Origin of the sequence: Streptomyces bohaiensis (genome assembly GCF_012033785.1) — a bacterium.
In the GTDB taxonomy this organism is placed as follows: Bacteria; Actinomycetota; Actinomycetes; order Streptomycetales; family Streptomycetaceae; genus Streptomyces; species Streptomyces bohaiensis.
Genome location: NZ_JAAVJC010000002.1, coordinates 22,812 through 45,793, shown reverse-complemented (window position 1 = coordinate 45,793; position 22,982 = coordinate 22,812). Strand labels below are relative to the sequence as shown.

Annotated in this window: 17 protein-coding genes, 3 pseudogenes and 2 CRISPR repeat arrays; of the genes and pseudogenes, 14 read left to right on the top strand and 6 right to left on the bottom strand. The window is 67.9% G+C overall.

Features of this window, described 5'->3' with window-relative positions; genetic code table 11:
* Positions 1-4 precede the first annotated feature (4 nt).
* From cas6e to cas2e, 3 genes are read left to right on the top strand one after another with little or no spacing between them, the layout of a single operon-like run.
* Positions 5-841 (top strand): type I-E CRISPR-associated protein Cas6/Cse3/CasE, encoded by an 837-nt coding sequence (gene cas6e, locus HCN52_RS00680; RefSeq protein WP_168086384.1) that lies wholly within the window; start codon positions 5-7, stop codon positions 839-841.
* Complete coding sequence (gene cas1e, locus HCN52_RS00675) at positions 834-1,859, top strand: type I-E CRISPR-associated endonuclease Cas1e (RefSeq protein WP_168086340.1); 1,026 nt, start codon at positions 834-836, stop codon at positions 1,857-1,859. Before cas6e ends, cas1e begins: the two co-directional genes overlap by 8 nt.
* Positions 1,856-2,137 (top strand): type I-E CRISPR-associated endoribonuclease Cas2e, encoded by a 282-nt coding sequence (gene cas2e, locus HCN52_RS00670; protein ID WP_168086339.1) that lies wholly within the window; start codon positions 1,856-1,858, stop codon positions 2,135-2,137. Before cas1e ends, cas2e begins: the two co-directional genes overlap by 4 nt.
* 68 nt (positions 2,138-2,205) lie before the next feature.
* Positions 2,206-3,088: a CRISPR direct-repeat array (repeat unit 28 nt; unit sequence GTCGCCCCCGCACCCGCGGGGATGGTCC).
* Between the two features lie 74 nt (positions 3,089-3,162).
* Positions 3,163-4,374: direct repeats of the CRISPR family, unit length 28 nt; unit sequence GTCGCCCCCGCACCCGCGGGGATGGTCC.
* 992 nt (positions 4,375-5,366) lie between these two features.
* Here cas2e and HCN52_RS00665 read toward each other — a convergent pair.
* Positions 5,367-5,573 (bottom strand): annotated as a pseudogene (locus HCN52_RS00665) (transposase family protein); the annotation flags it as partial.
* A gap of 959 nt (positions 5,574-6,532) precedes the next feature.
* On the opposite strand from HCN52_RS00665, the gene HCN52_RS25055 reads away from it, so the two are divergent.
* From HCN52_RS25055 to HCN52_RS00635, 5 genes and pseudogenes are all read left to right on the top strand, one after another.
* Positions 6,533-8,824, top strand: coding sequence for a putative dsRNA-binding protein (locus HCN52_RS25055; protein ID WP_312876470.1), 2,292 nt, complete (start codon positions 6,533-6,535; stop codon positions 8,822-8,824).
* A gap of 195 nt (positions 8,825-9,019) precedes the next feature.
* Positions 9,020-9,271 (top strand): annotated as a pseudogene (locus HCN52_RS00650) (transposase); the annotation flags it as partial.
* Between the two features lie 331 nt (positions 9,272-9,602).
* Complete coding sequence (locus tag HCN52_RS00645) at positions 9,603-10,982, top strand: hypothetical protein (RefSeq protein ID WP_168086338.1); 1,380 nt, start codon at positions 9,603-9,605, stop codon at positions 10,980-10,982.
* A gap of 173 nt (positions 10,983-11,155) precedes the next feature.
* Positions 11,156-11,689 carry a hypothetical protein gene (locus HCN52_RS00640; protein WP_168086337.1) on the top strand — a complete coding sequence of 178 codons (534 nt, stop codon included), beginning with the start codon at positions 11,156-11,158 and terminating at the stop codon, positions 11,687-11,689.
* Complete coding sequence (locus tag HCN52_RS00635) at positions 11,683-13,092, top strand: hypothetical protein (RefSeq protein WP_168086336.1); 1,410 nt, start codon at positions 11,683-11,685, stop codon at positions 13,090-13,092. Before HCN52_RS00640 ends, HCN52_RS00635 begins: the two co-directional genes overlap by 7 nt.
* 115 nt (positions 13,093-13,207) lie before the next feature.
* Here HCN52_RS00635 and HCN52_RS00630 read toward each other — a convergent pair whose 3' ends face one another.
* The gene (locus HCN52_RS00630) at positions 13,208-13,609 is read right to left on the bottom strand and encodes a hypothetical protein (RefSeq protein ID WP_312876469.1); all 402 of its coding nucleotides are present in this window, start codon (positions 13,607-13,609) and stop codon (positions 13,208-13,210) included.
* A 142-nt stretch (positions 13,610-13,751) separates the two neighbouring features.
* Here HCN52_RS00630 and HCN52_RS00625 point away from each other — a divergent pair, with 142 nt between their 5' ends.
* From HCN52_RS00625 to HCN52_RS25050, 3 genes are all read left to right on the top strand, one after another.
* The gene (locus HCN52_RS00625; protein WP_245174761.1) at positions 13,752-14,042 is read left to right on the top strand and encodes a hypothetical protein; all 291 of its coding nucleotides are present in this window, start codon (positions 13,752-13,754) and stop codon (positions 14,040-14,042) included.
* Complete coding sequence (locus HCN52_RS00620; RefSeq protein WP_168086335.1) at positions 14,039-14,290, top strand: hypothetical protein; 252 nt, start codon at positions 14,039-14,041, stop codon at positions 14,288-14,290. Before HCN52_RS00625 ends, HCN52_RS00620 begins: the two co-directional genes overlap by 4 nt.
* Before the next feature lie 464 nt (positions 14,291-14,754).
* Positions 14,755-15,738, top strand: coding sequence for a restriction endonuclease (locus tag HCN52_RS25050; protein WP_245174760.1), 984 nt, complete (start codon positions 14,755-14,757; stop codon positions 15,736-15,738).
* A 125-nt stretch (positions 15,739-15,863) separates the two neighbouring features.
* Here the strand turns inward: HCN52_RS25050 and HCN52_RS00610 are convergent, their stop codons facing one another.
* From HCN52_RS00610 to HCN52_RS00600, 3 genes are all read right to left on the bottom strand, one after another.
* Positions 15,864-16,844: a hypothetical protein gene (locus HCN52_RS00610; RefSeq protein ID WP_168086334.1), complete on the bottom strand. Its 981-nt coding sequence runs from the start codon at positions 16,842-16,844 to the stop codon at positions 15,864-15,866.
* 185 nt (positions 16,845-17,029) lie between these two features.
* On the bottom strand, positions 17,030-17,272 hold the full coding sequence (locus HCN52_RS00605; RefSeq protein ID WP_168086333.1) for a hypothetical protein: 243 nt from the start codon (positions 17,270-17,272) through the stop codon (positions 17,030-17,032).
* Positions 17,269-17,544 carry a hypothetical protein gene (locus HCN52_RS00600; protein WP_168086332.1) on the bottom strand — a complete coding sequence of 92 codons (276 nt, stop codon included), beginning with the start codon at positions 17,542-17,544 and terminating at the stop codon, positions 17,269-17,271. The genes HCN52_RS00605 and HCN52_RS00600 overlap by 4 nt, the downstream gene beginning before the upstream one ends.
* Positions 17,545-17,737: 193 nt before the next feature.
* On the opposite strand from HCN52_RS00600, the gene HCN52_RS00595 reads away from it, so the two are divergent.
* On the top strand, positions 17,738-18,223 hold the full coding sequence (locus tag HCN52_RS00595) for a hypothetical protein (RefSeq protein ID WP_312876468.1): 486 nt from the start codon (positions 17,738-17,740) through the stop codon (positions 18,221-18,223).
* Between the two features lie 13 nt (positions 18,224-18,236).
* Here the strand turns inward: HCN52_RS00595 and HCN52_RS00590 are convergent.
* Positions 18,237-19,421 (bottom strand): annotated as a pseudogene (locus HCN52_RS00590) (IS110 family RNA-guided transposase); the annotation flags it as partial.
* Positions 19,422-20,032: 611 nt separating this feature from the next.
* Here HCN52_RS00590 and HCN52_RS00585 point away from each other — a divergent pair.
* Together HCN52_RS00585 and HCN52_RS00580 are read left to right on the top strand one after the other, a co-directional pair.
* Positions 20,033-20,404, top strand: a complete 372-nt coding sequence (locus HCN52_RS00585; protein ID WP_168086330.1) for a hypothetical protein — start codon at positions 20,033-20,035, stop codon at positions 20,402-20,404.
* 44 nt (positions 20,405-20,448) lie between these two features.
* A partial coding sequence (locus tag HCN52_RS00580; protein WP_168086329.1) for an NACHT domain-containing protein occupies positions 20,449-22,982 on the top strand: 2,534 nt, incomplete at its 3' end.

Here is a 22,982-nt window from a genome sequence, read left to right as displayed (position 1 = left end):
CGCCATGACCTACCTCTCCCGCATCCGCATCAACCCGCTGCGAGCCGAAAGCCGCAAACTCCTGGCCAACCCACGCGCCATGCACGCCGCCGTCACCGGCGGCATCCCCGGCACACCCACCGGTGAACGCACCCTGTGGCGACTGGACGCAGACAACCCCCACCGACCGCACCTCTTCGTCCTGACCCCGACGAAACCCGACTGGACCCACCTGGTGGAGAACGCCGGCTGGCCCGACGCCGACGGCGACCACGCCGCCATCCGCGACTACACCCCCCTCCTCAACCAACTCGCCACCGGCCGCGAGTTCGCCTTCCGCCTCACCGCCAGCCCCGTCCAGAACACCCACACCCCCATCAAACCCAGCACGGAACAAACCACACGCCTGGAAAGCGCGGACACAGACCCGGGCAAACGCCCGCGAGGGTTCCGCCTCAGCCACCGCACCGCAGCCCACCAACTCCACTGGCTCCTCACCCGCGCCGAGAAGTGGGGCTTCGACATCCCCACCTCCTTCACCGACCCCGCAGCCCCAGGACTCACCCCCGCACCGACCACACCGCACGCCACGCCCCAGAACACACCAGACCCCCACCACCCGGACCCCAACCCCGCCCGCGAAGTCCGCATCCGCGCCCGCCAACGACAGTCCTTCACCAAGAACCCCAGCGGCCGACGCGTCACCTTCCACACCGTGACCTTCGAAGGCCACCTCCGCATCACCGACCCCACACAGCTCACCACCCACCTCCTCAACGGCATCGGCCCCCAGAAGGCATACGGCTGCGGCCTGCTCACCCTCGCCCCGCTGCCCACCCGAACCGCCCACAGCCATGGCTGACATCTGGTGGAAAGCCGACCCACACGACCTCCACCGCATCGTCGACCGCGTCTCCAGCGTCCACGTCGAACGTAGCCACCTCGACCGCGAGGACAACGCGGTCGTCATCATCAACAAACGCGAAACCGTACGCGTCCCAGCCGCCATGATCGCCGTCATCCTCCTGGGCCCCGGAACACGCGTCACCCACGGCGCCGTCCGCCTCCTCGCCGACTCCGGCACCGCCATGTGCTGGGTCGGCGAACAAGGCGTCCGCATGTACGCCGCCGGCCTCGGACCCAGCCGCGGCTCAGGACTCCTCCACCGCCAAGCCTGGCTGGTCACCCGACCCAAAGAACGCCTCAACGTCGCCCGAGCCATGTACGGCATGCGCTTCCCCGGAGAAGACGTCTCCACCGCCACCATGCAAAAGCTCCGCGGCCGCGAAGGCTACCGAATCCGCAAGCTCTACCAGCACCACGCCCAGCGCACCGGCGTCCCCTGGGACGGCCGCGTCTACAAAGCCGGTGACGCGTTCGCCGCCGGCGACGACCTCAACCGACTCTTGTCGGCCGCCAACGCAGCCCTCTACGGCATCTGCCACGCCGTCATCGTGGGCCTGGGCGCCAGCCCGGGACTCGGCGTCGTCCACACCGGATCGGCGATCTCCTTCACCCTCGACATAGCGGACCTCTACAAGGCCGAATACACCATCCCCCTCGCCTTCGACCTGGCGGCCAAAGGCCTCACCGAAGAACGCGACGCACGCATCGGCCTACGCGACAAGATCGCCGAGACCAAACTCCTCTCGCGTATCGTCCAGGACATCAAGGCACTCCTCACGCCCGACGGCACCGACTACGAAGCCCCAGAGACCAGCGAACTCTGGGACGAACGCAGCGGCTCCGTCCCCGCCGGCGTCAACTGGGCCACCCACCCCATGGACCCGCCCACCACCCAGGCAGACATGGGAGAACAGCACATCGCCGTCATCGGACCGGACCTCGACCAGCCCCCGACACCGGACCAACCCCGGTGACCGTCATCGTCCTCATCGCAGCCCCGGAGGGCCTCCGCGGCCACCTCACACGCTGGATGGTCGAAGTCAACGCCGGCGTCTTTGTAGGAAACCCCAGCCGCCGAGTCCGAGACCGCCTCTGGGCACTCCTCGCCGACCGCATCGGCGATGGCCAAGCCGTCCTGGTCGAACCCGCAGCCAACGAACAAGGATGGGCCACCCGAACCGCCGGCCGCGACCGCTGGAGACCTGTCGACTACGACGGCCTCATCCTCTCCGCCCGCAACCGTCACCCATGACGCACCATCGCCAAAACCAACCGACCCTGAACACGCCCTTCCCGCCCTAGCACCGCAGGTCAGCAAGTGTCGCCCCCGCACCCGCGGGGATGGTCCCGTCTCCGGCGGGTGCTGGTCGACGATGCCGGAGTCGCCCCCGCACCCGCGGGGATGGTCCGTCGATCACCCAGACCAACACGTCGTTGCAGGCGTCGCCCCCGCACCCGCGGGGATGGTCCCTCCGAGCGCGTCCCGGTTCACCAGCTCCACGGGTCGCCCCCGCACCCGCGGGGATGGTCCCACCCAGCGCGGGAAGCGGCAGCGGCCCATGCAGTCGCCCCCGCACCCGCGGGGATGGTCCGGGGATGACGCTCCCGGCCAACCGGCTTCTCCCGTCGCCCCCGCACCCGCGGGGATGGTCCCGGGAACGACCCCGATCTCTTCACTGGCCACGAGTCGCCCCCGCACCCGCGGGGATGGTCCCCCGGGGGCCGCCGCCACAGTCGCGTTCCACCCGTCGCCCCCGCACCCGCGGGGATGGTCCCCGGGGCGGGGAGGGAACGAGTCGCCCGGTCAGGTCGCCCCCGCACCCGCGGGGATGGTCCGATATCGCCGACGCCATGCAGCCGCGTCTTGTGGTCGCCCCCGCACCCGCGGGGATGGTCCGAGGGAGGGCGACATGCCCGAGATCCAGCGCACGTCGCCCCCGCACCCGCGGGGATGGTCCCTGCCGGTTGCCGGCCCCGTTGTCCACCGACCGGTCGCCCCCCGCACCCGCGGGGATGGTCCTTCATTGCCAATTCGGTCATCACACCGAACAGGGTCGCCCCCGCACCCGCGGGGATGGTCCGCGCCAGGAGCTCATGGCGCTGCTGGGGAGGGGGTCGCCCCCGCACCCGCGGGGATGGTCCCCCGGTGATGGCCCACACGAGGGTGCCGGGCAGGTCGCCCCCGCACCCGCGGGGATGGTCCGGCGGGGACGCGCTCCTGCTCCCGCTCGGGCGCGTCGCCCCCGCACCCGCACCCGCACCCGCACCCGCACCCGCACCCGCACCCGCACCCGCGGGGATGGTCCCGCGTTGACCTGGTGGGCGGTGCCGCGGTCGGCGTCGCCCCCGCACCCGCACCCGCACCCGCGGGGATGGTCCAGCCATGACCAGGGGAAAGCCGTCGAGCGCGAAGTCGCCCCCGCACCCGCGGGGATGGTCCGGACGATGGGAGCGAGCGCGCTGAGCAGACCCTGTCGCCCCCGCACCCGCACCCGCGGGGATGGTCCAGCGCCTGGGTCGACCACGCCGTCGCGCGCGGCGTCGCCCCCGCACCCGCGGGGATGGTCCGATGCGGCGCCTGCGGCACGCGACCACCGTGTCGTCGCCCCCGCACCCGCGGGGATGGTCCGGCGTCCGCCATCGCGTCGCAGGCGGCCGCGTTGTCGCCCCCGCACCCGCGGGGATGGTCCGGCGCTGCTCCTGGTCGGTGTGCAGGGCGGCACGTCGCCCCCGCACCCGCGGGGATGGTCCGTTGGGCGCGACCGGCGAGGAGACGCTCGGGCTGTCGCCCCCGCACCCGCGGGGATGGTCCTACGACTGGGTCATCGGGCGGATGAAGCTGCTCGTCGCCCCCGCACCCGCGGGGATGGTCCCGCGTTCATGCTGAGCGGGGCCGCCCGCTTGATGTCGCCCCCGCACCCGCGGGGATGGTCCCGGGTCCGGAGCTGGACCCGTGCCCAACCGCCCGTCGCCCCCGCACCCGCACCCGCGGGGATGGTCCGTAGCCGCACGCGACGTCGTGTTCGGCAGTGAGGTCGCCCCCGCACCCGCGGGGATGGTCCGGAACCACTCCCCGACGAGATCACCGAGAAGTGGTCGCCCCCGCACCCGCGGGGATGGTCCGATGTCCATGCCGACCTGCAGGCCGCGCCGGTCGTCGCCCCCGCACCCGCGGGGATGGTCCTGGGTGGATCCCCACCTGGCCGACCTGGCAGCGGTCGCCCCCGCACCCGCGGGGATGGTCCGCTCGGCACCCGTGAGCGAAGTGCTGTCGACCGGTCGCCCCCGCACCCGCGGGGATGGTCCGAACTCCTGGAACGCCGCGTCGGCCCCGGTGAAGTCGCCCCCGCACCCGCGGGGATGGTCCCCCGCACGCGGTGCTGTGCGTCAGGCAGGACACGTCGCCCCCGCACCCGCGGGGATGGTCCCGGGTTGCTGACATCGCCGCCCGCCTCCTCCGGGTCGCCCCCGCACCCGCGGGGATGGTCCCCCGGCTCGCATCGAGTGGCCGGTGAGTCGGACGTCGCACCCGCACCCGCACCCGCACCCGCACCCGCACCCGCACCCGCACCCGCACCCGCGGGGATGGTCCCCTCTACTACTGGGAGCAGAAGGTCGACGGCGGGTCGCCCCCGCACCCGCGGGGATGGTCCCTGGAGCGGCAGGGCTACGACCGGCCCACCGCCGTCGCCCCCGCACCCGCGGGGATGGTCCGAACAGTGCGCCGCGCTCCCACCGGTTGGTGATGTCGCCCCCGCACCCGCGGGGGATGGTCCCCGCCGCCTGTGCGGGGCGAGCTGGTGGTTGCGGGGTCGCCCCCGCACCCGCGGGGATGGTCCGACGACGCGGTCGCCGCTGAACGCGAGCAGCGCGTCGCCCCCGCCCGCGGGGATGGTCCGCTGTCGGTGCGGGCGGTGAGCATGGCCCCGAGGTCGCCCCCGCACCCGCGGGGATGGTCCGGCAGCCGTCGCCACGGACTCCGCCGCCCCGCTGTCGCCCCCGCACCCGCACCCGCACCCGCACCCGCACCCGCACCCGCACCCGCACCCGCACCCGCACCCGCACCCGCACCCGCACCCGCGGGGATGGTCCGTTGGTCTTGCCGGTGCCCATACCGCCGCTGACGTCGCCCCCGCACCCGCGGGGATGGTCCGCGCGGGGGACACCCTTTGGGGCATTGCGTCCGCGTCGCCCCGGCGGGCCACCGGCCGGGAGACCTGCGGCCGTTCCGCCCACCGAATCCGGGCTGAGCGCCCACCACCACGGCCGCTATCACCGCGCACGTCGTACCCCATCCCGCGAAGCGGACCATCTCTGTACCGCAGACGGTTGCCCCCAAGGCAGCAGCGCCACACCGGGACCAACTCTGCCCACCGCGATCTTGCCCAACTCCTCCCCGGTCCCCCGCCCAGCGCGAAGCGCGAGGTCGGCATTCTGGCGTAGTTGATCGGGCTCGGTTCGATGCTGGGCATCTGTCTCTACAACGGGGCGAGCTGCCGCAGGGTGAGGTTGGTCCGCCAGTAGGCGGCGATCAGCAACACCCGGTCCTCCAACGGCAGGCTCCACGGCCGGCCCCTGCGCACCGGGTCCGCCCCTTCGCGTCGCAGCGCGGTGACCAGCCTGCCGAACTGCCGCGGGCTCAGCGCAGCGAACGGGACTATCCAGGACGGCTCCGACGCCGTAAACACCCAGCCACCGCAAGATCATTCCACCGCTGACCTGCACTTACGGGACAGGCCTTAGCTCTGGGTCCGAGCTGCCCCACGCGGATGCCGCAATCGCCCTACGACAGGGAGGCCACTGCCGACGTTGCGTCGCGCGCCGGAGGAGACCTGCTATCCGAAGTGCATAAACCCTTCACGAGACTCGTGCAGCGATTACGCTAACCACAAGGTCATCAGGAGGTTCGATCGTTTCGGCGGTGCGGTGACCGTGCGAAGGAACGAGGGGGCCGAGGAACCGACCAGACACCGGATTGAAGTGCGGCGACGTGCGCCGGTGCCGTGGCGGCCTTGACCCCGGTGGGGGGAGAGCCATGAACCGTTGGGTTGGCATCGTGTCGCTGCGGGAACCCGCGGCCCCGACACCCGTGCACAGGATCGCGCTCGCTATCGAGGCGGCGCGCCGACGTACGTCTTACAGCTTGGACGGACGGCAAGTGCCCTACGAACGGATGCGAGCCGCTTTGCGCAGGCTGGGGCAGACGTATGCGGCCCGCTCCGAGTGGGGTCAGTGGACTTACTGCGTCGACTTGACCGGCGACTTCTTCGACGGCGGACTCGTCGGCCGTCTTCCCGAGTGGCTCGCTACCGATCTTCGGGCCGAACTCGGCAGGAAGCCAGCAGCTTCAGCCAGCGAGCGTGCTCGGCAGCACAGGTCGGGCGGTGCGCGGGCGCAGAGCCGTGGCGGAAGTGCCTCTCGACGGAGAAAACCTGCGGCTTCCGCGCCGGCCCGGAACGCATCCGGCTCCGCTCGGGCAGCTCATAGGAAGGCGGACGATCCCCTGCGGCCGTATGTACGCGTCGTACGGCAGCTCGCCGTCCGTGACGTTCCCCCGCTGACCCTGGCACAGCCCCCCGCCGCCCTGGTGGGCACCTTCGGGGAGACCGTCCGTACAGCGATCCAGGATATAGCGGGCGAGTGGGATGTGGACGAACAGACCACTGCGTGGATGGGGCTGGCGTCGATGCACATCAGCCGCCTTTACGAGAGCGGCCTGTCCGAAACGACGGTGACTTCGCACGTCCTGGGAATGCTCGACCAGTTGGGCCGCAGCACGATCGACGTTATCCTCATCGACGCGTGGATCGCACAGCGGCAGCCGGAGAAGGTCGGAACGCAGGCGAGCGAACACAACCGACGCTCCACGGAGGCCCGACGGTTACTCGGCCAGTGGGCGACGGAACGGGGCCTTGTCCAAATGGGTGCCGGTGAGGCGCAGCGCCCCGCGCCCTCAGTCGCTGAGGGAGTCGCCCGGCAGATCTTCGGCCTCCTCAGTCTCACCGGTGCCCACGAGATCGCCCGCCGGCTGGTCGACGTCATATGTGTCGGCCTCGACCACGGCACCGACCAGATCGGCGGCGCCGACCCCCTGACCGAGGCGCAGACGCTTTTCGCGAAGGATGGGCTTTCCTACGAGTACGCCGAGGAGGGGCCCGATCACGACAAGAGATACACAGCCATCGCCCGCACCGGTGGAGGCCGCAGTGCACGGGGCGAGGGCCGCAGCAAGAAGGCGGCACGAGTCGCTGCCGCACGAGCCCTGCTGCGAAACCTTCCGCCAACTAGGCGGCCCGCGGCTCGCCCGGCGAAGACCGCCCCCATTACCGCGCCGCCGCAGCCGTACAGAAATGCCCCTCCTCGCGGGCACCGGGATGCCCTCAGCGACCTGGTGGCGATGTTCGAACTCGACGACCGTCTGATCGCCGGCTTCCTCGCCCAGGCTCTTACCCACTCGTCATACGTCTATGAGAACCGGACCGACGTGGCGGCGCACCACCAACGGGACAATCAGTTGCTGGCCCACCACGGCTCCCTGGTCCTCGACCACTTGGCCAAGCACGCGAGAGTCGGTCGCATCCTCGCCCATGGCCTGGTCCCGGACGAGGACGAGGCCCGTATGCATACGCCCGCCAACGAGGACACCGCCCGGCTCGGTACCGCTCTTGCCCTTGCCGACGGGATGCGGACTGGACGGGGAGAAGACAGTCAGCGGCGGAGCACGGTTGCCGATGCCGCGCAGTCGGTCGCCGCCACTGCCTGGCGCCTGCACGGTACCCGCCTGCTGAGGAGGCGCCCCGCAGTCCTTGACGGTTGGCTATCCGAACTTCAGTACCAGCACGAACCGGTGACCGCCCTGAACCTCCTGACAACCTTGTTCGGGATGACGCAGCATTACGAGTACGAGCGCACCGGCCTTGACCACCTGCAGACCTTCACCTCCACGCTCGTCCTGTCCGACGCACGTGGCCGTGTCCACCGGTGGGCCGTGCCGCCCGAGGGGCCATCCTCCAAGAGTGACGCAGACAAGACGACTGCTCAGGATGTGCTGGAGGTCCTCGCTGCCCCGGCCGACGATCTCGTGGACGCCCTCACCGTGGCTGAACGTGACTTGTTGCGGTACCTGCTTCGCGCCCAGCTCGACGGGCTGGCGACGACGACCGCGCGGCAGCGCATCCGAATTATCAGCGGCAGCCTGCTTGGTACGGATCTGCTGGCCACGGGGGATCTCGATGCATTCTGCGCCTGGGCCCGCCGGGTGCATGATCTGCTCCACGCCGAGGACGACACCGTGCCACCACCACTGGGTGAGCTATATCGGCAGATCTTTGCCGACACCCGCTTCGGGCCGCGCTCTCTCCTGCGTCGCATGGCAGCAGAGCAAGGGAACGACTCGGCTGGCACGGTCCGTCGCAACGCGGCCGAAGTGGTCGGAAGCGCCGCCGCAAGAGGGCTATGGGGGGTTACGGTGCGCGACGTGGTGCAGGGTTGGTGGCGTGAACGGGCATTTCGGACTAGCGTCACGGTACGCGATGACATGCGGCAGGAGCCCTTCCTTCCGCTCCCTGCGCAGCTCGCGGCCCTAGACGAGACGCTGGCCTGGTGTGGAGAGGCTGCCGAGGCGGCGGGCAGCCCGATCGATGTCGAACTGACCATTCAGGACGGAACCCTGCACACTTGGATCGGACTGCAGGGGCTCAACACCAGGGTGGCCTGCGACGACTTCGCACGGCTGCTGTCTCGCACCCTGCCACACACTGACTGTCTCGTTGACGACGGCCACGTGCTGCTGCGACTCCACGGCCGACTCGACACGGAGTCATTGACACCGCTGGCCGTGGCCGGGATCGACGCCTACTTGTCCGGCGCCGGGGCTCCGTCGCCTCTGGCGAACGCACGTGAACAGGAACCGGTGGCCGAGTATAGGGAAACTCTCTGAAGCCGCAGGCCTCACGCCCCATCACCAGCCCACCAGGAATCCTGTGCTCGACCGCTCTCCTTGCCCACCGCAGACCAGGGCGTCCATGGCGTCGGTGCGCCTGATGACCTCCAGGCCGCGGCCGAGTGTCTGACTGTGTCAGAGCGTGTTTGAGATGGGGTGTGTCGGTGGGTGGGGCGGCTCGTTGGGTAGAGCGTGGGACGAGCATCGGGGTATCCGTCTGATCTGACTGACGAGCAGTGGGAGTTGATCGCTGCGCTGCTTCCGCCGGCTGGTGCGGGGCCGAGGGCGGGGCGGCCGGAGAAGCATCCGAGGCGGCGGATCGTGGATGCGATCTTGTACGTGACCCGGACCGGCTGTCCGTGGAGGTACCTGCCGAGGGACTTCCCACCCTGGGAGACGGTGTACTGGTACTTCAGCCGCTGGCACGATGACGGCACCGTCGCCTGCCCTGCGCCGCACCGTCCGCCGCAGTGAGGGCCAGGGGCCAGGGCAGATCGACGGAGCTGGTGTACATGCCGGGAGTGTTGCAGCGGCCGCAGGCGGATGCTCCGACTTTGCGCGGTACCACTACTGCCCCGCAGTGTCAGTCAAGCGCACGGCGCTTCCGCCGTGCGCCTGCTGTCCGGTCACCCCGGCTCGCGGTGCTTCGTTTCGGCCGGGTGCGACCGGGACGGTGTTAGGCGTGCGGCCTCTCGGGCGGCCGATGTTTGCTGTACGACACCACGCGGAATGCTGTAGCTGATACAGCGCAACGCTTGAAGGGATACATCGCATCATGTACACGCTTCAGTCTCTGGCGAACGGTCTGCGGACTGACCACCCCGTCCCCGGCCTGCCCTTCGTCGATGACGCACACCTACCGTTGGACGACCCCGAGGCGCTCGAAGCCATCGGCCGCGGCGCCGGTGACGGCATGTGGGGTCGCTGGGACTCCGAGCAACCAGGCAGGGGCTGGCGGGGCTACACCACCGACCCGATCAGGCACGACCTGGCCTGGGTAGTGCGCCACCACCCAGCCCTCGGCCGGTCTGTGCTCCTTATTCGTGACGAAGATGCCGCCTCAATGCACTCCGCCCTTCAAGGCGCCCCCCTGCTGTACCGGGCAGGCGGATACTGGTGGGACGGAGCCACCTGGTACCGGCCGGCGCAGATCTGGGACTCAGCCAGCGAGAACTACCTCCGCACACCCGCCAAGTCGGCCATCACCGTAAGTGCAGCCGACCTCCTCGACGACACCGCCGAACCCACCGCCGGACAGATCAGGAAGATCGCCACGTTCGACTCCGCCGCCGACGCTCCAACGCCTCACCGCTGGACAGATCACCTGGCGCTATGGGCCGAACACCGCACCACCCGCAGCGACGCCCCAACCGCCATACAGCTCACACAATGCGTGGTGAAGCCCTCCGCTCCCGAACTCGCAGGCGACCAACTCGTCGGTATCCCGGAGATGGCCGAACTCGCAGGGATCGCCGCCTCCACCCTGCGCGCCTACGTCTCCCGCGGCGAAGGCGACGTCCCCCTCCCGCAGGCCACAGTCTCCGGGCGGAGCGCTTGGTCCCGCCCGGTCGCCCAGGACTGGGCGCATGCTCGCCGTCGCTCCGCCGACAGTGTGGTCGCCACTCTCACCGGCGGTGATGCCAGCACGCGGCCTCCCGGCATCAGGGACGTCCAGGACCACTTCGGCCGGGCCTTCCACGCCTCTCTGTTCAGCCGCCCCGACATCCGTAAGCGTTGGGCCCTGCGTTGGCGTGGTGAGGACGAGGTCCGCAAGGTCGCTGACCAGCTGGCCCGCAACGTCGCGGACGGGCTGGACCAGATCATCCCCACCGATGATCTGGCCGCCACCGTGCGGCATGCCGTCCTCGACGAACTGGCCTTGCAGCACGACAGCCGGCCCGACCAGTCCTACGGGCTTTCCCCTCGTGTCACACGGACACTGGACTGGCTGATCCGCCATCACCCCAAGTACGGCCATCGCGTTCTTGGCGACATCGTGGGTGAAGCAGAACGGCGCCTCGGCATTCCCCGCCACCGCATGGAGCGCTGCCTGCGCACATCACTGGCCCTGGATGGCAAGCTCAGCGACGAGCAGCTCCACGACTATCTCGAAGTGGCCCTGCCTCCCACCAAAGCAACGACACAGGACCACTAGGTACAGATCGGGGTGGGTAGCTTCGGCGGCCCACCCCGGAAGAGGGTGGTTTGGGCGAACTGCCATCGCGAGGTCGCCGGCGTGGCTACTCTCAGATGGTGGCTGTGGGAGAGGACGCGCAACTCAAAGGTTTCTCAGGCGCCCGGCGAGCGAAGCAGTGGCTCGAAGGCACGATGCGGATCTTCGGCGCCTACGCCAACACCGACTCCGAGTCGTGCGGCCGCAGGCTGACACTGCCGTGGCCCTACGGCGGCCGGACGTTCTCGTTCGACCTCGGCGGCAGCATGCGCGGCGAGCCCTACCAGCACGACACCTTCTGCGCCGAGGTCAAGAACTACACCCAGCCCAGTGACCAGGGCACACATTTCGATGAGTTCCTCGCGAAGTGCTACGTCGCCGTCGCCGCGAACCACCACCACAGCGACCACTTCATGTGGATCACCTGGTCTCCGTTCCGTGCGACGACCTGGTCGACCCTCTCCACTCCCGACCAGGTGACCAAGTCAGTGCTGGCCCACAGCGACCGTGTCCTCGGAACCGCGGACGAGGCCAAGGCCCGAGAGCTCCTCAACGAGGAGACGGTCAACGCTGTCGCACAACGGCTCTGGCTCCTCGTCCTATCCGACAAGCAGGAGACGCTTGTGCCACTCAAAGACTGGGCAGCCATCGTCGCCGCTGAGCTGGTCCGCCGGGGTGAATCATGGTGAACGACCTCGCACAACGAGTCGCCCAGGCTATGGACGAGCCCGACGACCAGACCATGTTCTCCAGGATCAAGAACACCGTCGCGCGGCGCCTCAAGGAGACCGACCCCCAGGCGCTCGTCACGACCACCGAGTTCTTCAACCACACGCACGTCCCTGATCTCGTCGTCACCTGGCCCCGCCGACCGAGTACGCCCAGCCGACACATCTACCTGCGGACCACGTCCAACCAGCAAGAGCTCGACGACGACCTGCACCGCCTGCCCAGCGAGAACAACCCCGTTCTCCTGACGCTGGGCCACCTCGAGGCCGCTGAGCGCCTCACCGAGCCGTCAGGCAACAAGCTCCTGCTCGACACCGCAGCGGTAGACAGCCTCCGCCCGGCCGCCGGCGCACCCGACATCCCACAGCTCGTCTCTCGGTCCGTCCTGGAAGGCGGCCGCGGCACCCTGGACGGCTCGACCACCACGGGCCTTCTCATCACCGTCGCCGACGGCGCCGATGCAGCCCGCACGGGCACCCCCGGACCCACCCAGCGGGCCGTCCAGACCGCCAGCGACCATCTCAACCAGCAGGTCGCCGGCCGACTCAGTTCGTTCCTCGCCGCCCTCTGGCAAGGCAGCGGCAACACACTCGCGAACTTCCCCGGCCCTCAGAGGACCACCGAAGGCCTCGACGTAACCGCACTGATGTATCTCCTGGAAACAGAAGAGATCAGCGACGCCGCCTTCTGGAACCGGATCGTCGGCATGCTCAACCTCGCTGCCCTCCTCCAAGTCCCGAGCACCGCAGCAGCGAACCTGCAACACCTCATGCGCGAAGCCATCAGCCAGTGGACAGCCCGGGCTTGCATGGTCGTGCCGGGTTCCCGAGGGCCCGAGGCCGGCCCGTGGAAGTGGGTGCTCCACGACGGGGACCTCGTCCTGCAGACACCCCGCTTCCACGCCGTCGTCGGCACCTCCCGCAAAGCCCTGAACCCGGCAGAGCGGTACGACCTGCCCAGCCTCGAGGAGATCCGTGCACGAGCGGAACGCTTCGGCATCCCCCTCACACAACTCCGCATGAGCGTCACCGACCGGCACATCGGCTACGGGGGCGCCGGCGACGACATCTCACACGACCAGAAGCTGGACCAGCTCAGCGGCGCGATCAACGAAGCGAAACTCGTCATCGAGACAGACGCCCGCGTCTCATCCGGAGCCGTCCTCAACTGCACGTTCGGGAACAGGACAGCCTCCGCCCACGGGTCGCGGACACAGGTGCCTCTCGACGCACTCGTGGGAACGACCATCAGGCTCCAGACCAAACTGACGGACGAGGAAGGCTCCACAGTGGAAGCCCTTCTCGGAGCTCAAGGCTCACCACCGGAGGCGAGCTGGAGTCAGCCGAGGCTCGACGAAGGCTGAGCCCGAACACCGGCGAGCCGCTCGCAGCAGCACCTGAACGCCTCGGCCGCGGGCCGGTCAGGAGGAGGCAGACTGGAGCCGTGCTCAGCGCTGCCTGCTACCGGCGGTCGGTCGTCTACCGCAACCACTTGAGCAGTTCCGCAGCTCCGCCTCTCACCCGTGCGTCGCTGTCTCGGAGCAGTCCGGCGCAGCGACGTGTCAGTTCCCCGTGATCACCGTCGTTGTCAGCCAGGGCGTCGTGTACGCCGGTGAGGATCCAGTCTGCCGTGGTCTCGTCCGCGTCCGCGAGCGCGGCGGCAACCAGTCGCAGCGCCGCAGTCGAGTGCTCCTGCCACAGAGCCGCTGCTGCCCTGCGCGGCACCGCGGTGTCCATGCTGTCCAGCAGGAGCGTGTGCAGCGCGGCGGCGGCATGGGGGTCTGCGGCGTGCGAGGCCAGTGCCTCCGCCGCGCGGACGCGCGTCGACCAGTCGGGGGACGCGGCCTGGTCCAGCGCGGGGCGAAGAAGGTGGTGTGGCACGTACGGAGGTTCTCACAGCACGCCTGCGCGCCTGTCGCGAGGCGGCCTTCGCGCGGTCCTCGAGCATCGGGGCATTCTGTGTGAAGCGCCCCAGCATCGAGCTTGCGGGCCGTACCGTAGGACGTCGGAGAGGAGATTCGTGATGAACGACATCAACGAGGCGACGATGGTCACCTACACCACCGCCGGCCGCACCGAGCTGCCAGCGACGATCGACGGGATCCGCGCCGCACTCCCCGAGAGCGAGCGGGAGGAGTTCACTGCGGAGGCCGGCCGGACTCCGGCTGGCGAGCTGCCCCGGGTCCTGGCCCGCTGGGCGCTACGAACCGACCAGCAGGCGGTCCAGGATGCGGAGGCGCAGTACGCCCGCCTCGCCGCCGGCGACTTCAGCGACTGCGTCGCCCAGGACGACCCGGAGGCCGGCGCAGCGTGAGCCGATACCGCATCCAGTACTCCCCGCAGGCCGACGCCGCCCGCAAAGCCATGCCGCGGCAACGCCGCGGGGAGTTCGAGTCCGCGATGACCAGCGCACTCGGCTCCGACCCCTACGGCAGCGGCTCGGCGCCCATCGGATCTGACAAGGACCGGCGCGAGATCACCGTCAAGGGCGTCTTCGTCGGCTACTACGTCTCCCAAGCCGTCCTCGTCGTCACCGCCGTCCAGATCGTCGACCCCCACTGAGTCCGTCGGTGGGATCGGGCTGAAGCGGCATCTCGAACGTTCGCGGCGCACTGAACCGCTCTCTCATCGGCAGGCGCGGACCGGCTGGGGACTGGTCCGAGTACCTGTTCCGAATTGCACGTCGGAGCTCCGCCGACCTGTTAGTGGCATCGACGGTGACTGCCGTGCGGTGTCGACCTTCGACGAGCGATATCCCTCGCCCACTGCCGCGGCCCCGTTGGGAAAGCGCGGCTGTTTGAAGACCGTCACTGCGCGGCGGCGGCCTGCGTCATAGCGGAGATAGCGGCCCGGGCCGTGGCCGTCATCCGCCAGACGCCGGACGACTCGATTTTGAATCCGAGGCGAGACCTTTGAGCACTAGATTCCCCGACCCAGGACACGTCGGCAGCCGGAGCATACGGCTGAAAGCTGAGCGCGTTCTAGATGCGATGCCTCCAGGTCACCGGGCCGCCTGGGAAAAGGCGATGGACGAGGCGGATAAAGATATCCTCAACGAGGGCACCGTGCTGTCCATCGATAAGGTCCAGGGCACCTACAGCAAGAAGCGGGACGAGTGGCACATGCCACCCGGTGCCGGAAGTGGAATGAGCTCGGTAGACGACGGAGTCGTCACCGTGACTGTCCTTGAGTACGCACTCGCCTCAACTGTCACCATCTGTGAAGTCAGCAGCTACCTAAGTGGTGGCCGGCTTTTCCACAACGTAGTTGTGGGTGAGATCACTGTCGTCAGCGGCTTCGTGTCAGATTTCGTTCCCGCACCAGTAGCCACCGATACTGAGCCAGCCTCCGCGGCGCCAGCCAACTACACCCCGGCCGACAGGGACTACCGTCTCTATACCTACAGCCCCGAGAACTTTGCCCAGCGTCTTGCAGACGTGGATCGGGCCTACCGTAGCCTCGTCGATAGGCTCCAGCAGAAGGAAGCGGCCCAGCCGGGGAAGGACTACTTTCAGCTGAATAGCCTTCTCGCATCACTGGAGCTAGGCCTCCAAATGCTCGAACCTCAGGTAATTCAGCCCCTGACACCCGAGGAGCTCGCGAAGATCCCGCGCTGGTTCCTAATGAGCCCGACCGAGTTCGAACACGCCATAGCTGATCTGTGCCGTCGCGACGGTTGTACTGAAGTGAGAACCCCCGGCGGCGCTGGCGACCTCGGCGCAGACGTGATCGCCGTCACACCAGAAGGCTCCACCCTGGTCGTTCAATGCAAGCGCTACAGCTCGAGCGGCCTAGTCGGCAGCCCGGAAGTGCAGAAGTTCGCCGGCACGGTCTTTCACCATCACAAGGCCGACACCGCCCTCTTCGTAACTTCTTCCATGCTGACAAAGCCAGCCAAGGCGTACGCAAAGAGCGCAGGTATCCGGGTAATCGAATCTGCAGAGCTCGAACAGTGGGACAAGGGATCGCTGCGCGCCCCATGGGGAATCGCAAACGAGCACCTCTCCTAAACACGCGCATCCCATGAATTACTCCTGCGGGAATCTCGAAGTTCTACGTAAAAGCGCACTGGCGAGTGGGAAATCTGTGATTGCACCCCGGGGAGTGGTCACCAATCCGGCGAAGGCGACGCGGCTCACTGATCGGCCACCCAGTTGGTGAACTTTTCCACGGCTGCAATAATGGCCTGCCCTCCGATTCGACTACTGGCGCTGACGAGTGCCGCCTTGATGCGTTGGCCAGCGCTAATGCGATCCCTAGATGACTGACCATTGTTCCCCAGCACCTCGACATCGTTCAGAAATTTCTCCCGCTCGACTGGCGGAAATTGGGTAGCCACGTCGCGAAGTTTGTGAACTAGGTCAACTAGTTCACCCGGCTGGATCCCAACGTTTTGCGTCACGTGCACGCCTTGCACGGCAGCACCTCCGTATACGTTCTGATTGAAGACTGGCCCCGCCCCGGCAGAATTCTGCATCGCCATGTACTCCCTCACGCTAACTCCCGCCATTACGCAGTCAATGCCGCGCACCGTGAGCTTCAACTTCTTTAGCTTCGTGATCTCCATGTTCCGCATGCGCCTATTCCACCACGCGTATCCGATATCACGCACTTCTATAGTTTCCTTGACTACGACAAAGTCAGCCAATCCGTGACCCATGAGGTACTGACCAGCTTGCTCCACTATGGGGCTATAGTAATTCGACTTATCGAGATCACTACCCTGAAACAATAAGTCCTTGGTGAATTTGGAAATTCCCCAATAGTCAAGTTCTTCACGAAAGGCGGCGCGGATCATTCGTTCTACTGTGTGAGCAAGCAGGGCCCCCGGGGCCTGGCGGTCCGCTTCGAGCTCCTTTGCTCTCCGCTTTCCAGCCCAAGTCAACTGAATTCTTTCTGGCGCACTGTAGTATTTCCGCACCACTTCGACGAGACCGCGCTCCGCAAGAAGCTCGATGGCGACCATCATTTCTATTTTCCTGTCCTGTGAGGGATCGCCGGCGCTGATATCGGCTGGGAGGACAGGGGAGGAGACGTCTCCGGATGTGTGGTCCATCAGTCGCAGCAGCAGCACACAAGCCATGTCTTCGATCCGGAGGTGGTCGCGATTGCCCATTATGTCTCCATATGGTCGACGTCTGCATGCGGACCGTCTCACATTTCTAGAACCAAAAGTAATCAAACTGCCTAAAAGAAAGTGCTAAAAATGGGTGTGGCCAGTGGGGCTGAGAGGGTGCCGGTACGACGGGTGAGTGGTGTGAGCCGCAGTTGGGCGTCGAGGGAAGGCTTGCCGGGAGGGCTCTAGATCCAGACCAGTCGCACGACGGTGACGGTGAGAATGCCGCGGGAGACGTAGTACCTCACGAACACTCCCGCAACGGTTGCCTCTCTGCGGTCCGGGGACCCGTCGAGTGCCGCTGAGTCTCCGCCGTAGGGGTCCTGCGCGAGGCCACGCATCGCGGTGTCGAAGGTGCGACGCGTCGAATCGTCCATCTTCAGACGGGCGTCATCCGCCGGCGGCGCGTAGACCACTCTGCAGCTCACGCGGCTCCCCTGGCGTCGTCGTCGGCTTCCACCGCGCCGATGTCCTCGCCGGCCTCGAGCCGTGCAAAGAGTGCGTCGTCTTCCTGGTTGGCCGCGGACCCGGCCAGTGCCCAACGCACCAGCACAGTCGGGAGCTGCGCGGCGGGTGCGGTCTCCACCTCAGTGTCGAACTGATCGCGGAGCTCGGGCGGGACTGTTGGCCGGATGGTGGCAATGGTGCCGGGCAGCTCGATCAGCTCTCCGTTCACCATGGTTTTGAGAGTGGGGTGCACGTGTCCTCCCTGTGTGCCGCGTACTGAGGTCACGGTACGGGGTGGTGGTGGCTGTGGTGTCGAGAACGCTGAAGGCCGGCTCGGCGGGTGGATGGACGACAGTCTCGGTCGTGCTGGTCGGCGGGGTGCCCCTATGTCTTTGGTCAAGGGAAACGGGGGTGCGTCGGGTCGGTGGGCCGGGCAGCATGGCGGGGTGGCTGATCTGCTGTGGGATGACGTGAAGTGCTTCTTCGGCCCGGACTTGATGGGGGCGTTGCCGGACGTGCGTGTCCCGGATGCCTCGGCGGAGGACTGGCAGGCGGTCCTCGATCTTGTCGCGGAGAAGGACTGGAGCTGCCAGTACTCCGGGGGAGAGACGGTGCTTCCAGTGCCCCGCGCGGAGGCCGTGCTGTCCCGGCCGGCGGGTGCCGAGTGCCCGGACCTGCGGGTCTGGCCGACGCCTGATGTGTTGGCGATCTTCCGTTTTCATGCCGAGGATGAAGTCGACTTCGACGTCGACCTGCGCGAGTTGCAGGGCCAGGAGCGACTTGATGTGTTCTGCGGCTTCCTCCGGGAGATCGGCCGGCGGCTGGGCAAGCCCGTGCTGATGGACCCGGAAGGCGGCTATGGCCATCCGGTCCTCGGCTTCGACGTCGAGGCCGATCGAGTCGTCCTCCTCGCAGACCCGCAGGTCGGGTGAGCGCGGCCGACGGCTGCGGTTCATAGAAGGTCCCGTCCCGGAGCATCGCGAACAGGACGTCGGCCCTGCGGCGGGCGAGGCAGAGCAGGGCCTGGGTCTGGTGCTTGCCCTGGGCGATCTTCTTGTCGTAGTAGGCCCGCGATGCCGGGTCGCCCAGTGCGGCGAACGCGGAGAGGAAGAGAGCCCGGTTGAGCTGCTTGTTTCCTCTTCTGGAGGGCTGTTCACCGCGGATCGAGGAACCTGAGCTCCGGGTCGCCGGGGCGAGTCCGGCGTAGGCGGCGAGGTGGCCTGCGGTCGGGAAGGTGCTGCCGTCGCCGACCTCGATCAGGATGCGGGCGCCGGTCCTGACGCCGACTCCCGGCATCGGCGTCGGGACCTTCGAAAGAGGGTGCGCCTCCAGCAGTTCCTCGATCCGTCCGGCCAAGAGTTTCCGCTGGTCAAGCACGGCCGTCAGCGAGCCGGCCAGGCTTGGGACGATCAACGCGGCCGCCTCGGTGCCGGGAACGGTGACGGTCTGCTCGTCCAGGGCGGTGAAGAGGTCCTCGACCAGCCGCTCGGCCATCCTGGGCGCCTTCGGCCGCAGAAGGGTGACCAACCGCCGGCGTCCGGCCTTGCGGATCTGGGCCGGTGACCCGAACCGTTCCAGCAGGGTGAGGACGGCCGGGTGCTGCAACCGCGGTCCCAGCACCCGTTCCAGCGACGGATGGACCTGGGTCAGCAGGCCATGGAGCTGGTTCGCAACCCGGGTGGCCTCGCCGGCCAGGTCGTCGTCGAAGCCCACGATCATCTCCAGCTCGGCGATCGTCTCATCCTCGCCGTCGATCGCCCGCAGCGTGTGGGGCATCGCGCCGGCGGCGTCGGCGATGATGAACGCGTCCTTCGCGTCCGTCTTCGCCTCGCCGGGGTAGAGGTCCGCAATCCGCCGTATCGTCAGGCCGGGCAGGTAGGCGACGGGACAGCCCATGTCGCGGGCGACCGCCAGTGGCAGGGCGCCGATCGAGGCCGGCTGGTCGACCACGACGAGCACTGTTCCGTGCTTGGCCTGGAGTTTCGCGAACAGCTCGCGGAGCGTGGGTTCGGTGTTGGGCAGACGCTTGTCGAACGCCTTCTTCCCGGTCGGTGTGACGGCGGTGGCGTGGTGTTCGCCCTTGCCGACGTCCAGGCCGAGGAAGACGTCGATGTCGCCGGTGTCGATCACGTGCAGGCCCCTCCATCACGCTTTCGTCCGGCCTTGCCAGGGCACCGAGCTGCCACATCCACGTTACGGAGAGCTCTTCCGGCCTTGGGTGAAGCCGGTGCTCAAGCCCCTCATCAGCGGTCCGTCGATGCCTCCGGACCCGGTGACACCACCCCCGGATCATCGACAACAAGGGGGGAAGTCATGCCGGACCCGAAGGCCGGAGGCCCCATTGCGAAGCCACGAAGAAGGTAACGGGGGGGGGATCGGTGGCACTGGGACGGATGCTTCTCGGGCGTCGGCCGCCGGCACCACACAGTCCGGTCGCGGCTTCGCCGCACGGGGGTCGGTTGGTCAGTGCCAGGATTGAGTTGGTTGTCGAGGGAGTGCCGCACTCTCCGTCTCCTTGCTGCCGCCAGCCAGGGTCTCTTCTGTCGCGGTGGGGCGCTTCTCTTTGAGGCACTCGGGGAGGAGGTTGGCGACCTGGGCGAGCTCGCGGTCAGGCCAGAGGGCGCCGCGGTCACAGCGGGGGTGTGCGCTTGTCCCGGCAGCGCAGGTTGAGCGGTGGAGCGGCTGATGGGTTGTCGGGAAACCTGCACCTGGAGCTTGGTGGGGCGTCCAGAATGGGCGGCATGATGCGTGTACGCGGGCGAGGCCGCGTTCTCATAGGGATTGTCTCGGCGCTGCTGGTGGTGTCGGTGGGGGTGACGTGGGCGGTCGGAGGGTTGGAGCGGGCCAGCTGGATGGCCGGTGTGGCCGGACTGGTGGCCGCGGTTACCTTCGGCGGCGCCAGCTGGCTGACGTCTTCTGGTTCCGCGAATGGCGGCGGGGGAGCGGTGCGGGCGTCGAACACCGGTGACGCCCGCGCGTCGGGCGGTGGAACTGCGATCACCGGTATCAGCACCACCGCCGGCCAGGACGGAATAGTCACCGCGGAGGACACCGGGTCCGCAACAGCAACCGGCAGTGGCAGCACCGCCACCAGCGGCATCGATCAGAACTGACAGCCGCACAAGCACCCGGTACGAGACAAGGGGAGGGGCAGAGCATGGCGTGGGGTAACAACCGACAAGTCCGTGCGTCCGACACAGGCGACGCCACAGCAACAGACCGCAGCGTCGCCATCAGCGGCAACGTCCTCATCGAGCAGCTGGTACTGGAGATCAAAGCCAGCGGCAACGAGACCGAACTCAGCGACGAAGAATTTGCAGACGCGCTGCGCTGCTACAGCCAGCGCCTCGTCGAACGGTACGGCCGGCTCGACCTCGAGGTGCTGCTGCCACACACCGACCAGGACGACACCCCCCACGTTGCGCTACGGGACGTCTTCGTCCTCCCCGACGTCCGAGCCGACCCCCCGCCAGTGAACCTCCCACCAGAACTACTGCGTCGGCTCACCGAACGCGGCGAACTCAGCGACACCGAACTACCACCGGGCGTCGACCGCAACCAGCTCACCCGCATCAGCGAAGCCCAACGACGCCCCACCGAAGACCTCCTCACCGTCCTCCGCACCCCACAACACCACAAGACAGTGATCCTCGGAGACCCAGGATCCGGCAAATCCACCCTCGGCCGCTGGCTCGCACTCACACTCATCACCAACGAAGACCTGGGCGACAACCTCACCGGCCGGCTACCCCTCATCATCGAACTACGCCGCTACGCCGACGACCAGTGGCGCGAGAGCACCTTCGAAGACTTCCTCGCCCACCTCCACTACACCGAAGGCCTCTCCCTCCCTCCCGCAGCACTACGCACCGTCCTCGCCTCCGGCCGCGCACTGGTGATCTTCGACGGCCTCGACGAACTCTTCGACCCCGAGTTCCGCGAACGAGCCACCCAGCGCATCGCCCAGTTCGCCACCGCCTACCCCGACGTGCAGATCGTGGTCACCTCCAGGCCGATCGGCTACCGCCGCACCGCCCTGGCCTCCGCCGGCTTCACCCACCACATGCTGAACAACCTCACCGACCCACAGATCGAGGCCTTTACCCGCGACTGGTACCACGTCGCCTGCCCCGACGACACCACCGCAGCCGACCTCCTCAGCACCCGGCTCCTGGACGCCGTGACACACACGCCATCCGTGCGGGAACTCGCCGGCAACCCACTCCTCCTCACGATCCTCGCGATCATCGGCCGCCGCCAAACCCTCCCCCGTGACCGCCACGGAGTCTTCAAACACGCCGTCACCGTCCTTGTCGCCCGACTCGACCAAGACGTCAAACACCTCAAACCCCACTGCAGCCCCGACATCGCTAGCGCACTCGAGCTCCTCGACGCCGAAGCCAGCGAAGAGATGCTCCGCCTGGTGGCGCGCCGTATGCAGGAGGGCGAAGGCGGGATCTCCGGCAACCACATCCACGGCGACGAACTGGAAGCCGCCTTCCGCACGTTCCTCCACAGCTACGACGCGGACCCCGGACCCGCCCGAAAAGCCGCCCGAACCTTGGTCCAGCAGCTCCAGGAACGTAACTTCATCCTCAGCTACTACGGCGGGAACGTCTACGGCTTCGTCCACCGCGCCTTCCTCGAGTACCTCGCAGCCGCAGACATCATCAACCGCTTCCAAGACCGCGAGTTGACTCCCGACGACCTCATCGGTCAAGTCTTCCGGACCCGAGTCCATGACGACAGCTGGCACGAAGTCCTGCTTCTAACGACCGGCCAGCTTCCACCCCAGTATGCAGCCCGCGTCGTAGACCTCTTCCTCGACGAGTATCTGCGTTCCAGGCACTCCAAGCGGTTCATCCTGGCCGCACGCGCACTGACGGAGGTCCGCCGAATCGGACTACTTGCGGACCAGAGCAAACGCCTGGCAGCCATCGCCACCAGCGATGGCACCTACCTTGACAGTTTGAGTGACGGCTACGGCGGTGCGATGCCAGCGCTACGGTCCCTGCCCGAGACGTGGACGGGACGCCCGCTGCTGCAGCGCTGGTACTGCCTCCACGGCGCTTTCATCGACGGCTGGCAACTCGACAGTTGGCCCGACCTGGGCTCACAGTTCGTCACTTCACGTCGGTGGCACCACACAGCCGGAGCCTTCGCACCAGCATCGGCCAGCCGGAAGAGCCTGGAAGCGTTGGCGCAGGGGTGGGCGGACGAGGAAACTCGGGCACTACTGGTCGACCGCGCCACCACCCACCCCGCCGGCGGACCTCGCCAGGTCGCACTGAGAGCGTTGGCGCAGGGGTGGGCGGACGAGGAAACTCGGGCACTACTGGTCGACCGCGCCACCACCGACCCCGCCGACGGACCTCGCCAAGTCGCACTGAGAGCGTTGGCGCAGGGGTGGGCGGACGAGGAAACTCGGGCACTACTGGTCGACCGCGCCACCACCGACCCCGGCGAGTTCCCTCGCCAGACTGCACTGGAAGCGTTGGCGCAGGGGTGGGCGGACGAGGAAACTCGGGCACTACTGGTCGACCGCGCCACCACCCATCCCGGCGGCGGACCTCGCCAGGCTGCACTGGAAGCGTTGGCGCAGGGGTGGGCGGACGAGGAAACTCGGGCACTACTGGTCGACCGCGCCACCACCGACCCCGGCGAGTTCCCTCGCCAGGCTGCACTGGAAGC

Excerpts from the sequence above, each read along its gene's own strand:
- cas6e (WP_168086384.1), top strand. The coding sequence starts at position 5 with ATGACCTACCTCTCCCGCATCCGCATCAACCCGCTGCGAGCCGAAAGC.
- cas1e (WP_168086340.1), top strand. The coding sequence starts at position 834 with ATGGCTGACATCTGGTGGAAAGCCGACCCACACGACCTCCACCGCATC.
- HCN52_RS00645 (WP_168086338.1), top strand. The coding sequence starts at position 9,603 with ATGTACACGCTTCAGTCTCTGGCGAACGGTCTGCGGACTGACCACCCC.
- HCN52_RS00640 (WP_168086337.1), top strand. The coding sequence starts at position 11,156 with ATGCGGATCTTCGGCGCCTACGCCAACACCGACTCCGAGTCGTGCGGC.
- HCN52_RS00635 (WP_168086336.1), top strand. The coding sequence starts at position 11,683 with ATGGTGAACGACCTCGCACAACGAGTCGCCCAGGCTATGGACGAGCCC.
- HCN52_RS00625 (WP_245174761.1), top strand. The coding sequence starts at position 13,752 with ATGAACGACATCAACGAGGCGACGATGGTCACCTACACCACCGCCGGC.
- HCN52_RS25050 (WP_245174760.1), top strand. The coding sequence starts at position 14,755 with ATGGACGAGGCGGATAAAGATATCCTCAACGAGGGCACCGTGCTGTCC.
- HCN52_RS00610 (WP_168086334.1), bottom strand. The coding sequence starts at position 16,844 with ATGGGCAATCGCGACCACCTCCGGATCGAAGACATGGCTTGTGTGCTG.
- HCN52_RS00585 (WP_168086330.1), top strand. The coding sequence starts at position 20,033 with ATGATGCGTGTACGCGGGCGAGGCCGCGTTCTCATAGGGATTGTCTCG.